At 51.1% G+C, this 13,435-nt stretch carries 14 protein-coding genes; 9 read left to right on the top strand and 5 right to left on the bottom strand.

Annotated elements, in window-relative coordinates:
- The first annotated feature begins 388 nt into the window (after positions 1-388).
- The 3 genes from M2277_RS09120 (at position 389) to M2277_RS09110 (ending at position 3,034) form a co-directional block, all read left to right on the top strand.
- On the top strand, positions 389-979 hold the full coding sequence (locus M2277_RS09120; RefSeq protein ID WP_036644349.1) for a TetR/AcrR family transcriptional regulator: 591 nt from the start codon (positions 389-391) through the stop codon (positions 977-979).
- Between the two features lie 38 nt (positions 980-1,017).
- The gene (locus tag M2277_RS09115) at positions 1,018-1,785 is read left to right on the top strand and encodes an electron transfer flavoprotein subunit beta/FixA family protein (protein WP_063478309.1); all 768 of its coding nucleotides are present in this window, start codon (positions 1,018-1,020) and stop codon (positions 1,783-1,785) included.
- Between the two features lie 271 nt (positions 1,786-2,056).
- Positions 2,057-3,034, top strand: coding sequence for an electron transfer flavoprotein subunit alpha/FixB family protein (locus M2277_RS09110; protein ID WP_063478308.1), 978 nt, complete (start codon positions 2,057-2,059; stop codon positions 3,032-3,034).
- 184 nt (positions 3,035-3,218) lie between these two features.
- On the opposite strand, the gene M2277_RS09105 is transcribed toward M2277_RS09110, so the two are convergent.
- A complete protein-coding gene (locus tag M2277_RS09105; RefSeq protein WP_006207632.1) occupies positions 3,219-3,536 on the bottom strand; it encodes a MazG nucleotide pyrophosphohydrolase domain-containing protein in 318 nt (105 codons plus the stop codon).
- Between the two features lie 224 nt (positions 3,537-3,760).
- Here M2277_RS09105 and M2277_RS09100 point away from each other — a divergent pair, with 224 nt between their 5' ends.
- Positions 3,761-4,339: an LOG family protein gene (locus M2277_RS09100; RefSeq protein WP_006207631.1), complete on the top strand. Its 579-nt coding sequence runs from the start codon at positions 3,761-3,763 to the stop codon at positions 4,337-4,339.
- A 173-nt stretch (positions 4,340-4,512) separates the two neighbouring features.
- On the opposite strand, the gene M2277_RS09095 is transcribed toward M2277_RS09100, so the two are convergent.
- Both M2277_RS09095 and M2277_RS09090 read right to left on the bottom strand, forming a co-directional pair.
- Positions 4,513-5,256: an SDR family oxidoreductase gene (locus tag M2277_RS09095; protein ID WP_280754625.1), complete on the bottom strand. Its 744-nt coding sequence runs from the start codon at positions 5,254-5,256 to the stop codon at positions 4,513-4,515.
- A 318-nt stretch (positions 5,257-5,574) separates the two neighbouring features.
- Positions 5,575-6,219 carry a TetR/AcrR family transcriptional regulator gene (locus M2277_RS09090; RefSeq protein WP_006207630.1) on the bottom strand — a complete coding sequence of 215 codons (645 nt, stop codon included), beginning with the start codon at positions 6,217-6,219 and terminating at the stop codon, positions 5,575-5,577.
- 178 nt (positions 6,220-6,397) lie between these two features.
- Here M2277_RS09090 and M2277_RS09085 point away from each other — a divergent pair, with 178 nt between their 5' ends.
- Together M2277_RS09085 and M2277_RS09080 are read left to right on the top strand one after the other, a co-directional pair.
- Positions 6,398-7,369 (top strand): helix-turn-helix transcriptional regulator, encoded by a 972-nt coding sequence (locus tag M2277_RS09085; RefSeq protein ID WP_280754624.1) that lies wholly within the window; start codon positions 6,398-6,400, stop codon positions 7,367-7,369.
- 86 nt (positions 7,370-7,455) lie between these two features.
- Positions 7,456-8,073, top strand: a complete 618-nt coding sequence (locus tag M2277_RS09080) for a GyrI-like domain-containing protein (RefSeq protein ID WP_280754623.1) — start codon at positions 7,456-7,458, stop codon at positions 8,071-8,073.
- A 95-nt stretch (positions 8,074-8,168) separates the two neighbouring features.
- Here M2277_RS09080 and M2277_RS09075 read toward each other — a convergent pair whose 3' ends face one another.
- Positions 8,169-8,882, bottom strand: a complete 714-nt coding sequence (locus M2277_RS09075) for a methyltransferase domain-containing protein (RefSeq protein ID WP_280754622.1) — start codon at positions 8,880-8,882, stop codon at positions 8,169-8,171.
- 196 nt (positions 8,883-9,078) lie between these two features.
- Here M2277_RS09075 and M2277_RS09070 point away from each other — a divergent pair, with 196 nt between their 5' ends.
- Both M2277_RS09070 and M2277_RS09065 read left to right on the top strand, forming a co-directional pair.
- Positions 9,079-9,840 (top strand): kanamycin nucleotidyltransferase C-terminal domain-containing protein, encoded by a 762-nt coding sequence (locus M2277_RS09070; protein WP_006207626.1) that lies wholly within the window; start codon positions 9,079-9,081, stop codon positions 9,838-9,840.
- Between the two features lie 59 nt (positions 9,841-9,899).
- Positions 9,900-11,648 carry a M28 family peptidase gene (locus M2277_RS09065; protein WP_006207625.1) on the top strand — a complete coding sequence of 583 codons (1,749 nt, stop codon included), beginning with the start codon at positions 9,900-9,902 and terminating at the stop codon, positions 11,646-11,648.
- A gap of 137 nt (positions 11,649-11,785) precedes the next feature.
- On the opposite strand, the gene M2277_RS09060 is transcribed toward M2277_RS09065, so the two are convergent.
- The gene (locus tag M2277_RS09060; RefSeq protein WP_280754621.1) at positions 11,786-12,229 is read right to left on the bottom strand and encodes a DUF3888 domain-containing protein; all 444 of its coding nucleotides are present in this window, start codon (positions 12,227-12,229) and stop codon (positions 11,786-11,788) included.
- A 224-nt stretch (positions 12,230-12,453) separates the two neighbouring features.
- Between M2277_RS09060 and M2277_RS09055 the strand changes: the two genes are divergently transcribed.
- Complete coding sequence (locus tag M2277_RS09055; protein ID WP_063478299.1) at positions 12,454-13,401, top strand: alpha/beta hydrolase; 948 nt, start codon at positions 12,454-12,456, stop codon at positions 13,399-13,401.
- Positions 13,402-13,435: the final 34 nt, after the last annotated feature.

Below are 13,435 nucleotides of genomic sequence, written 5' to 3'. Positions count from 1 at the left end.
CGAAGACTCGTTCACTCCTTCCACAATCCGGATCGTCATGGTGTCCATGTCGGGACAAATATATGAAGCGCTTTCATTGGAGCTGCAAAAATAGACCTCCACATCGTGCCTTGCCGACCACTCTAAACCGAACATGAATTCTTAGCTGCATCACTTCATCTGTACTAGCCTAACGGATACCCAGCTGCTTCGTTTCTTCCGGTTGAACTGCTGTCGATTGCTCTGATATGAACGCCTTAATTGCTGCCCTTCTACGCCTGCTTCATCAAATTCCCGGGTCTTCGCAACCCATCGTTGACAACGACATGAACGTATTTTATGATGGATACAAGAAATGAATGAGTATTCATTCATAATTTTAACTGTATTCTAACATCGGGGTGAGCATATGACAAGTAAAAAAAATGATAAATATTACCTTATTCTCCAGGGCGCCCTGCAAGTATTCGCCGAAAACGGCTATCACCGGTCCCAGGTATCCAAGATTGCCAAGGCTGCCGGCGTAGCTGACGGCACCATCTATTTGTATTTTAAGAGGAAAGAGGATATCCTCATTTGCCTGTTCCAGGAGAAGCTCGGCGAGCTGGTCGGCAAATTCCACGAAAGTGTGGAAGGTACCGCGGACGCGGTGGAAGCGCTGCGTACGGTGTGCAGCATTCATTTTTCCGAGCTGGAGAGCAATCCCGAATTCGCTTATGTCACACAGATTGAGCTGCGGCAGAGCGATTTGGAGCTGCGGAAGGAAATTGGCAACGCGCTTAAGCCATATATTGTGCTGATCGAGAATATCCTGGAACAGGGCATTAAAGAACAGAAATTCCGCTCCGACCTGAACATCAAGCTGGTGCGCAACCTGATATTTGGCGCCATGGACGAAGCGGTAACCTCTTGGCTGATCTCCGGCCGCAAATATTCTCTGTCCGATCAGGCGGAGGAGACGCTCAGCTTTTTTCTGAACGGTGTTTCCAGCGGACAATAAGTCCTGCTGATATTCATATTGAAGGGAGAGTTTAACCGATGAAGATTGTAGTACTGCTTAAACAGACCTTTGACACAGAGGAAAAAATCACGATTGAAAACGGATCGATTGCCGAGGATGGGGTGAAATTTGTAATCAATCCGTATGATGAATATGCTGTGGAAGAAGCCGTGAAGCTTCGGGATGACCATGGCGGCAGCGTAACACTCCTGTCCGTCGGACCGGATCGTACCGCAGAGGCCCTTCGGACCGCGCTCGCGATGGGTGCTGATGATGCCGTACTGATCTCCGATGAGCGGATTCCAGACGATGAGTATGCGGTATCGAAGGTGCTGCATGCGTATTTGTCGAAGGAAAGCCCGGATCTGATCCTCGGCGGCAATTTCTCGGTGGACCGCGGTTCAGGTCAAGTGGCGATTCGCCTTGCCCGTCTCCTCGGTATTTCCCATACCGGCTCCATCACCAAACTTACGCTGAACGGTACCACGGCTGAAGTACACCGGGACGCCGAAGGCGATCTCGAAGTGCTGGAGGTTCAGCTGCCTGCTATCTTCACGGCACAGCAGGGGTTGAATGAACCTCGCTATCCATCGCTGCCAGGTATCATGAAGGCCAAGAAGAAGCCTTTTCAGACGCTGTCGCTGGATGATCTCGGATTATCGGAAGGCGACATTCAGCCAGCAACGAAGCAAAGCGAATTGTCATTGCCGCCGGAACGCAGTGCAGGAGTCATTCTCAAGGGTGAGCCTGCCGAAGTGGCACATGAGCTGGTATCCTTGCTGCGCACCCAGTCGAAGGTGATCTGAGTATTAGGGAATGAACGTATGAATCCCTTTGAATCTCACTTCTGAATGCGGTTACATGACATCAACAGTGCACCCTGCCCTCATTCCTTATGTATTCTGATTGTATGGTTTACAGGCTGTCCGTCATGCACGCTTTTCGCCTGATTGCTTTAGTGAATCTTGGCCAACAGCGATTTTGAAGTATCATCCGCATTCGCTTGGTTGTTAAGACAAGTCGGAATCGTAAAACTCTTTTCACTTCAATCTCAATTGGAACTTAGGAGGTTATGATATGAGCAAAACGATATTAGTATATGCCGAGAATCGGGATGGACGGCTGCGGCAGGTTGCCCTTGAGACCTTGGGCGCTGCCCGTTTAATTGCAGCTGATGATGACAGCATCCGCATTCTGGTTGCAGGAGCCAACATAACGGAAGCCGTATCGGCCCTGAACGGATATGGTGCTGATACGATCTATACTGTCGAGCATGATGATCTGGAAAGTTATAATCCTGAGGCTTATATGGCGGCCATTGAGGCCGTTATTCATCAGGCGCAGCCAGATGCGGTGCTCTTCGGGCATACGGCCATTGGCCGTGATTTGGCCCCGCTGGTAGCCGCGTCCCTGAATGCCGGACAGATTTCCGACGTGACGGCAATCGAGAACGAAGCTGGAGAAGCGGTGTTCACTCGCCCGCTCTATGCGGGCAAAGCTTTTGAGAAACGTGTGTTCCAGAACGGGCCATGGGTCGTAACGGTGCGTCCGAACAATATTCCTGCCGCGGAAGCCGTAGAAGGTGCAAGCACGAGCATTGAGGACATCGCTTACCCGGCCCCCTCCCTCCGCTCCGTGGTAAAGGACGTCGTTCGCAAGACCACGGGAAAAATCGACCTCTCGGAAGCTAAAATCGTCATTTCCGGCGGTCGCGGCGTCAAGAGCGCGGAAGGCTTCCAGCCGCTGGAGGAGCTGGCGGACCTGCTCGGGGGCGCCGTCGGCGCATCGCGCGGTGCGTGCGATGCCGGCTACTGCGATTACGCGCTCCAGATCGGGCAGACGGGCAAAGTGGTCACACCCGAAATTTATATTGCCTGCGGCATTAGCGGAGCCATCCAGCATTTGGCCGGCATGAGCCAATCCCGGGTCATTATTGCCATCAACAAAGACCCCGAGGCTCCTATCTTCAAAGTGGCGGATTACGGCATCGTCGGCGACCTGTTCGATATCGTTCCCTTGCTAACGCAGGAGTTCCGCAAAGTGCTGGTGTCATAACATTTTGTCATAACGACTTCATGTGATCATACAACGTCAATAGGCTGCACCCCATCGTCCAAGGGACCTTGGGGGCAGCCTTCTTTGCTGCGTCATTCTGTGGTAGGCACGCCTTTGGAATTAAGAGTTTTCCAGGGACTTCCTTACCACCTGCTTGCGAAACAGACGCTATCCCATATCTCCATTAAGAGCCAAACCGCTTCAGCAGCTTGTGCTGATGGGCCGTGAATGCTTCTTCCAGCGTGATATCATAGAGATCGGCCAGCAGCGAAATGTTACCGAGCACGTCGCCGATCTCCTCCACCAAATCCTGCTTGAGCCGTTCCCTGGACTGGGCCTCCTCATCGGGCCGATCCCTGCCAATCTCATAAGCGCGGACGGCACGTGCCGTTTCCCCTGTCTCCTCCATCAAGAATCCGACCCGAATAAAGGGGCCGTACCCGGACCAGCCTCGCTCCCCGTAAAACTTTTTAATCCATTGCTGCGCTTCATTCATATCCATAGCTTGTGCTACCTCCGCGATTCCTTGGGATGAACCAACCCATCCCCTAATTTTTTACATAATTCGAGATCAAACTCAAGATCATGTTAACACGTATGTCATAAGCTAAGAGAGGCAAACCTAACATTGAAGCGATATGTATCCCTGCGTTCCATGACATAGATCACTATATATAGTATAATTACTTCATTATAATATCAACATCTGGTTAAGGAGTGTGCGAATTGAAATCTATATGCGTATTTGCAGGATCCAACATGGGTGAACATCCCGATTATAAAGCGAAGGCTGCCGAGCTTGGCAGGCATATTGCCCACAACCAATACAAGCTTGTGTACGGCGGCTCCAGAATCGGATTGATGGGCGAAGTGGCTGATGCCGTATTGCAAAATGGCGGCGAGGTCATCGGAGTCATGCCCAGGGGGCTGTTCAAAGGCGAGATTGTACATACCGAGCTGACCCAGCTCATTGAAGTCGCTGACATGCATGAACGCAAAGCAACGATGTCGAGACTGTCCGACGGTTTTATTGCCATGCCGGGCGGTTTTGGAACCTATGAGGAATTGTTCGAGGTATTGTGCTGGTCCCAAATCGGGATTCACCAGAAGCCGATCGGACTGCTGAGCATCCGGGATTATTTCGAACCGTTCATGAAGCTGATTCAGTACAGCATCACAGAGGGCTTCTCCAATGCCTCCCACTTAAACCTGATCAATATATCCAATGACCCGCTCAAGCTGCTGGAACTCATGGACAGCTACACGCCACCGACGCTGGACATGAAGTGGAAAGACCTTGAGTAGAAACCATTTGCCGAATATGACCACCGGACTCCCTCGGTCAGGATACATCCTTGAATGCGCAGGCTCATAAGGAAATCCAACAACAGCCATCACTGTCATTGGGTACACAAAAAGCACCGGGAATCCCGGTGCTTTTCTCTTATCCTCGCACATCCTGATTAACGTCGCGGATTTTACACGAATCCCCCGTTCACGCGGAGTGTTTGACCCGTGATCCATTTTGACTCCTCGCCAGCCAGAAACAATACCACTCCTGCGACATCATCCGGTTCACCCAGACGTCCGAAGGCATTCATGTTCACGATGCCCGCAATCTGTTCCTCCGACTTGCCTTCCATGAACAGTTCCGTATGGATCGGCCCGGGAGCCACCGCGTTAATCGTGATGCCTTTGGGACCGAATTCTTTGGCCAACTGACGCGTAAACTGCTCCACAGCGCCCTTCGTGCCTGCATATACGCTGTAAGACGGGAACATCTGTCCAGCCACCGACGTCGAGAAATTGATAATGCGGCCGCCCGAATTCATATGCTGAAAGGCCTGCTGAATCGCAAAATAAGTTCCCTTCACGTTAATCGCGAACTGCTTATCGAAATCCTCTTCCGTCATGGACGCAATCGGCTTGGTTGTCATGACCCCCGCATTGTTCACCAGGATATCCATTCCACCATAAACCTCCAAGGTTTGACGGAACAGCATCTCGATCTCCGCCACTTGGCTGATATCGGCTTGAATCGCCACTGCTTCGCCACCGCGCAACTTAATGCTGCTCACAACTTCCTCTGCTTTGGCCGGGCTGTTCGCATAGTTTATAACGACCTTGGCCCCGTTCTCCGCAAGCACTATTGCAATTTCGCGTCCTATGCCTCTTGATGCGCCGGTTACGATGGCTACTTTGCCAATCAAGCTGTTTTTCATGATAAAAGCCCCCCGCATGCGAATTTGTATATTATATCTGTAAATGCTGGTGCGTGAATATGTCATCAGGATGGATCAAGGACCTATAGGTATCTTATTCGCCATTGATTATATGCCGAGTCCTAACAAATAACAAGTGACAATTTTATATATTTGTCATTCACTCACTTGATAAATGCATACAAAAAAGATGCTCTTCCATGCGAGTATCGCCAGGATCAGCATCTTTTTACATAGGGAACGATCTTACCACGCTTCTCCAAGGGCAGCATGAACCTTTAGGATGACCGTCGAACAGGCCTTATTCCATTTTTCGCATTATTCAGACCCGTTAACGGTTGATTTCATGATTCCCGACAGCAATAACGCCCATACCGAGTCAAAATCTGCTTCAGTCTCGCTGGAGCTCCACTGATAGGCATGCGCCGGATGATGGAACTGGGACGTTGCCATGAACAAGGCCTTGGCCACCGGCTCCGGCTCACCCGACTTAAATTCACCGGCACGCATTCCTTGCTTGATGATCTGGGCAATCTGCCCGGTCAATAACTTCACATGCGTATCAATCATCATGACGGCATCCAGCGTCACGGTGGTGTACATGGCAAACATCTCGGGGTCTTCCAGAACGTAATTCCGCTTGGTCCGGATGAGAGTATCCATCCATAACCGCAATCGATCAGCAGCGCTGCCATCCGTTCCGTCTGCAATTTCTTGCAACGGATCCGCAATCCGCTGCAGCCAGCGCTCGGTAACGGCTTCCCTGAGGGCCGCTTTGCTGGGAAAATGCCGATACAGGGAGCCATGGCTGACCTGAAGCGCTTTGGCAACGTCGACAACCGATGTTTTCTCAGGACCATAACGCCGCAGCGTCTGTTCGGCCGCATCTAATATGGCTTCTTTCGTTAAAGGCTGATCATGTGACATATATTTCAATGAGCGATGGTGAATGATAGACATCATCCCTCAACCCCATTCTCACGCCCCCTCTCTCTGCTGAACACATTATAACAAACAAGCCTTCGATATCCATATGGATCTTCTTCATCTTCTTGGTCACTCCCATGCATGGATTGGTATAATATGATCATTCATCCGGAAGCCACAACCTAAAATAACGTTAAGAAAGCGAGTGTGGACCATGGCTAAACTGGACTATCTGCTCTCCATTCTGTGGTTACTTCGATCCCATGAAAAAATGACAGCTGAACAATTGGCCGAGAGACTTGAGTTAAGTGTCCGAACGGTCTATCGATATATCGACACACTGGGTGTGAGCGGAGTCCCCATTATATCCGAATCCGGGCATGGGGGGGGCTTTAGGTTGCCTGATACTTTTTTGAGCGTGCCTTTGTTCTTCGAATTAACCGAGCTTAAGGCCATGGAACACAGTGCGCTCCTAGCCCGGCATGCGGACTACCCTTTTACGGATGCTCTTGAAAAAGCACTTTCCAAGATTGAGCACCGGCTTCAGGAATCCCAATTGGAGGACTTGAGGCGTCATGTCGGCAGTATTAATGTCCTTTCCCCTTCACAGGGTGCCCTGCTTCAGCCCCTATTGCGTGAGTTAGAGCAAGCTGTCGCTACACGGGAAACCCTGATCCTTCACTATGCGAAGTCATCCAGCAGTTCCGCTCAAGAACGCCACATCGATCCCTATGGTCTCATCTACCGTCTCGGCAAGTGGTATTTGACTGCTTACTGCCATACACGGAAAGCCCTCCGCGTGTTCCGAGTGGACCGGATGAAGAGCCTGTCGTTAACAGGTCGCACATTTGAAATGCCGGAGCATTTCTCGGTCCAAGACTACCTGAGCAATGTTCATGAACATCAGGATCAGGTAACCATGGATACGCCGTCTGTGACCGTGCGCCTTCAGGGTCATACCGAAGCGCTGGACGCGATATGCAACCAGTGGTTTCTGCAGCCTTATCTTGTCGTCAGAAGAACTGACGATGAAGCCGAGTTCCATATACAGCCTGACCGGATGATGAAATACATGCCGTATCTCCTGCTTTCTTTTGGCAGATCAATCAACGTGCTTGAACCGAAGGAGCTGCGCAGCGCTCTCTTCGAAACGGCAAGGGATCTTGCGAATTATTACGATGAATAATCTTTTAACAACTTCACTGACTCTCATGCAGTCAGTGAAGTTATTTTATGATAGGCATAATTCATGAGCAAAAAGGAGAGATTCGTATGCTGCTTCCTAAACTCGATCTGACCAAAAGCGATAAAACCTATTACACAGCCGGAAACACGCCTGAGCTTGTGCAATATGATCCCCTGCCCTATCTGTCATTAGCAGGCCAAGGCGCACCCGAAAGCTCCATGTTCGAGGATGCTACCGAGGCGCTGTATACGGTCGCTTATGGAGTTAAGGGATATTGCAAGACGGAAATTCAGGATTTTACGGTTCCTAAACTTGAGGGACAATGGTGGGTGGACTCGGATCAGTATGGTTTGGAGGTTCCGAAAGAGGAATGGTATTGGAAACTGCTCATTCGGATGCCGGCGTTTGTCACCCCGGAGATCGTGGACTTCGCTCGGGACAAAGCCTTCTCCAAGAAAAATCATCTGGAACCCATTCAGCGAGTGGTATTGGAGACGATCCATGAGGGGCTATGTGTCGAAATCATGCATATCGGCCCCTACAGCACAGAGCCGGATACGCTGGCGAAAATGTATGCATTCATGAAACAGCATGCTTACGTCCCGAACGGACTGCACCATGAGATTTATTTATCCGACCCCCGAAAAGCCGCCTCCTCCTCCATGAAAACCATTCTTCGTGCTCCTGTAAGACAGGAGCAATAGATGGGTTCAGTGAATACGGTACAATCTGTTGTGCTGACGACAGCCACCATCCCCAACCAAAAGAGGAAGCCGGTACATAACCGGCTCCCCCATATCTATAACTTGCGGATGCTCAGCAGCGTGCTGCCGTTTCGCATAAACTCGTAAGGCACCTTGTTCTCTGTCACCACCAGGCCTTCTGCCTGCAGCTCGTGAATCAAGCGATCCAGATGGTCGTAACGGGATCCCGTTAAATCGGTTAACGGAAAGATGCGGACCTCCTCCGAGGCTACCCGCAGCAGCTCCTGTATCGTCTGCTTGTGAAAGTCATAATCCAAGCGGTCGCTGTACATAAACAGAAAATGGGCGGACAACACCAGATCAAACTCTTCGTCTTTGAAAGGCAGCTCCGGCAGAACCGCAGCGACGTAGCGCTCCGGAAGCTCCCTCATATGCTGCACGCAATCCTGGAGTGCTTGGTGGCGATGTCGGCTAAGCCCCTCCACATCTCCATAGTAATCCCAGACATAATTGCTCTTCGCCCGTTCTATCGTTTCCATGGCATGCCGGATATCCTGCAATCCCTTGCGCTCCAGATCATCAGGCTTGTGATCATAGGTTATATCGCTTGCGGTAATATCGAGTCCAAGCCTCGAACCGTGCGCGGTGAACGAACACGCTCCCCCGGGACAATCCAGAATCCTTTTTCCGACAAGCTCCTCCATGCGCAAATCAAACATGTTGTTATACTCTTCAAACGTGCGGCCAATGAACACAACCCGATCCAGTTCCTGCTTGGTCTTGCCTGCACTCTGCTCATCTCTGCTCATCTCTTCTCACCTCAGCTATATGATTTGACTGCGGACGCTACAGTTTCCTGTTTACCCACAAGTATATACTACCATAACATGGAAAATCCGAATAACAATTTCATCATTTCACAGAATCCTGAATTTCACGACGGGTTCAGCGGTCGTATTTATACTATAATGTAGATAATTAACTTTCTTCGAAGGAGATTGTCCTATGTTACCTTATCCAGCCGCTACGACCAGAGAAGAGAAAATGAACATCATTCATCAAATGAAAGACCGACTGCTTCAACTGCATGGCGATGATATTCTGGCCATTGGCTTGTACGGCTCGATCGCGCAGGGAATAGATGGCCCATACTCGGATATTGAACTTCGAGTTGTCACGAAGGACGGGGTATCCCTGCCTGGCCACGAATTCATATACGATCCCTTCAAAATCGAAATTGGCATGGTACAAAAAGGTGAAATATTCAAAGCAGCATCGTCTGTGGATGATTCCTGGGCTATTACAGCCGGCGCTTACGTACATTTACAGGAACTCTACGACCCAACCAATCTGTTGGAGGAAATCCGAGAATTGCCCCTTCAGGTTTCAGACGAAGCCATTAGAGAAACGATGAGGGAGTTCATGATCTGGGAGCCCTACGAAACGATGGGCAAAATACGGAACAATGTCCAAGCCGGGAACCTCTGTTACCTGCCACTGGGCGCAAAGGATCTGACCTGGCAGACGGCCAAGCTGATTGGACTCGCCAACCGAACATTTTATAATACAAGAGCCAAAACGCTGGAGGAATCGCTGTCCCTGGAATCCAGACCTTCGGGGTATGATGAGTTGGCGCAATTGGTGATGCGCGGCCAGCTTCTCCAGATCGATCATCTCTATGAGCTGTGTGAACGGCTCTGGACCGGACTTAACACGTGGTATGAAAAAATGAATATTGAATATAAATCAAAAGAGCTTCCATTCTAATGGGAGCTTTTGCTTTGCAGCATTGGCCTGAATGATCCCATAAGGAAGTGAGTATTAACATGCAAATTCAATTGAGCAGACCACCGGACCGCAAGCCGCCTTATTGGCTGCCGCTTACGACCATCCTCGCCGTCATACTCGTGATCTCCCTCATGCTGTGGTTCGAGAAACCGCCGCAAGCCAGAAGCACCGATACCCCCGCAACCGAATTCTCTGCTGAACGCGCAATGGTCCATGTCGAGCAAATCGCCCAGCAGCCCCATCCGCTGGGATCTTCCGCCCATGCAGAGGTGAGGGCCTATTTAGTGGAACAGATGGAGCAGCTAGGCTTGAACCCGGACGTACAAGAATTTAATGGCCGCCTGACAACGAAATACATCGACCAGAGCGTTCAGCTTACGAACATCTTGGGTGTCATTAAAGGCACAGGATCCGGTAAACCGCTCCTGCTCATGTCCCACTACGACTCCGTTCCGGCCGGACCCGGGGCCAATGATGCTTCGGTCAGCGTTGCCTCATTGCTGGAAACGGCACGAGCGACTCAAGCTGGTCCCCCGCCGCAGAACGACATATGGATCCTGCTTACAGACGGGGAAGAGAAAGGGCTGTTGGGTGCTGAAGTGTTCTTCCGGGATCCTCAGCACCGCGAGATCGGCATGATTGCGAATTTTGAAGCCCGGGGATCGAAGGGCTCGTCCTTCATGTTCCAGACGAGTGATGGCAACGGGCGAATCATCGAAGAATATGCCCGGGCTGTATCCAACCCGGTCAGCAACTCCCTCTTGGTGGCCCTGTACAAACAGCTTCCGAATGATACCGATCTGACGGTGGCGCTGGAGCACGGTCTTCCGGGGCTGAACTTTGCCTATGGTGATGGGTGGGTAGCTTATCATACTCCTATGGACAACACGGACAACGTCTCCCTTGAGACCATGCAGCATCAAGGCGAGAACGCACTCGCCATGGCTAAACATTTCGGCAATCTCGACTTGTCTGACCTGTCTTCGGAAGGCGACCGCGTCTATTTCAATCTGTTCGGACTGCTGCTTCACTACCCTGCAAAATGGGTGGTTGCCATCACCCTTGTGCTCGCGGCGATATGGCTGGGTTTGGTGTTCATGTTTGCCCGCATCTCATCTCTCAGCATAAAGGGGAGCCTGATCGGCCTGCTGATCCCGATTCTGGCAGCTGTTCTATCCACCGCGCTAAGCTATGGCTTATGGAAGCTGATTGATGCGCTGTGGGCCGGTAAAATGACGCAGCCCTCAGGCGCAACCTACGACTCACTTCTGTACAGTGTCAGCTTCATACTGGTAACACTCATCGTTCATGTTGCCCTTACCCGATGGATCCTACGGAAAGCGAATGAACTGGAAATGCTGCTGGGGGGAGCATTCTTATTCCTGCTGCTGCTTGTCGGCTCATCCTGGCTCCTGCCGGGAGCAAGTTATCTGTTTGCGATTCCGCTGCTGGTCCATTTCATCGCTTTAGCGTGGGCGGCATTTACCCGGGATCCGCTGCAATCCTTGCATCATCCAGCTGTGGTACTCACCACCACGCTCGTTCCTATCCTGTTGTTCGCCTCCATCTTTCATATTGTGTTCCTTTTGCTGCCGCCTGGGATTCACCTGTTCAGCGTTGTCCTGGTTGGGTTCATCCTTGCCTTGATGTCACCGGCCGTACGAATGCTCGCGCAAGCCTGGAAATGGGCCGTACCGGCTGCCTTCATCGCCATAATCGTTCTGCTCGGCATCGGCTGGACTCAGGCCGAGCCCGGACCGGATCGGCCCGTGTACGAGAGAAGGTAGCCTACGTCTAGTCTCGCACCTACCGAGCTCCTTCCATGCACGAGGGTGCACACCCGGTATGGGTACCATGAAATGCCAAACAAGCAAACGCAAATCACGTTTGCTTGTTTTTTTACAACTATCAAGCTAAACCCATGCTACTTCACCATATCCTGCCAATGCGGGGGCACCTCATGCGTCTCCAGATGCTGAAATTCCACCAGTTTGACCATACCGTCGGGAAGCGTCGGGGCTACCTCGAAGACAAGCCGGTCCTTCCCGACCGTAATATGCGGACCGACCGTTGGGTGGGCCTCGAGTGTAAGGATGAAATGAAAGCCGCGAAAGCCGTTCACCCTCTTCACTTCGGTCACATCCACATAATATGGGTAGACAATGAGCTGCTCTTTAAGCGATTTGGAGTAATGCTCACGAACCGCAGCCTCAATATGAGGAAGAAGAACGATCATCAGCATGTCTTGATATTGCAGCTCGGTGCTGTCCCTCTTCGGTGAAGGAGAGGTATTCTCTGCATGGGATGTCAGCGGTAAACCAGTAGTCATAACGACAACAAGGATCAGCGCCATGAAGCGTTTGTTCATGATTCTACAATCACCTCCTGCCGGAGCTCTTTGGTTTTAGGTTCCCCCAACCGATAGAATTGATGTAACACAAGGGCCGAAGCGTGATCTGCCATATAGATTAATCAGATTACGTACGATATTATAGGTGGAAGGAACTGCTACTTCGCATCGGCCCATTTTCCTTCGTAACCACCATCATATGACGCATACGAGCGGCTGCGAGGGGGAGGATATCCATCATTATGAAAAAAAGGATTATGATCATGTCTGCAACTATCATTGCACTTTTAGTCATCATTATTGTCTCAGCAAGCTTCTACTTCTATAACGTTGCCATTGCACGTGCCGACAAAACCTTCCTGGACGGCAACCCGGATCTGGAAGCCAACTCCAACATCGACAATCCGTTTGCGGACAGCAAGGATTGGTGGGCCAGGCAAAGCCTGCAGGAATGGAGTCTCACATCGGACGACGGTCTCAAGCTGCATGCGTACTATTTGCCCGCCGCCGCACCCACGGACAAAACCGTCATTATCGCACACGGATATTCCGGGCATTCAGAGCTGATGAGCGGGTTCGCCCAAATGTACCATGAGGACTTGGGTTATAACGTGCTGCTGCCCGATGCCCGTGGTCACGGAAGAAGCGAAGGTGATTATATCGGATTCGGATGGCCCGAACGCAAGGACTATCTGAAATGGATCGATTTAGTCATCGAGCGTACGGGTAAGGAGACGCAAATCGTTCTTCATGGCGTATCCATGGGCGGTGCCACGGTGATGATGACCAGTGGCGAGGAGCTTCCTCCCCAGGTAAAGGCCATTGTGGAAGACTGCGGATATACCTCGGTTACGGATGAGCTGACCTATCAGCTGAAGCGCATGTATAAGCTGCCTTCTTTCCCGCTTGTTCAGTCCACGAGCCTGCTGACCAAGATTCGGGCCGGATACTCATTCGGCGAAGCCTCGGCACTGGAGCAGGTTAAGAAGTCCAAGACGCCGATGCTGTTTATTCACGGCGGCGGGGATTTATTCGTTCCTACCGAGATGGTGTATGAACTGTACGAGAATGGTCCGGAGCAGAAGAGGTTGTTCGTCGTTCCTGACGCAGGCCATGGCATGGCGCGTCAATTCGATCCCGAGGGGTATGACCGGGAAGTAACGGAGTTTATCGGCACATACGTGCAATAGAGAAGGAGCAGTCCATGCGGACTGCTCTTCTGTG

This window comes from Paenibacillus sp. LBL (genome assembly GCF_029893715.1).
Classification (GTDB): domain Bacteria; phylum Bacillota; class Bacilli; order Paenibacillales; family Paenibacillaceae; genus Paenibacillus_AQ; species Paenibacillus_AQ glucanolyticus.
Note: the sequence above shows the minus strand (reverse complement) of the source record. Positions and strands in the feature narration are given on the sequence as shown.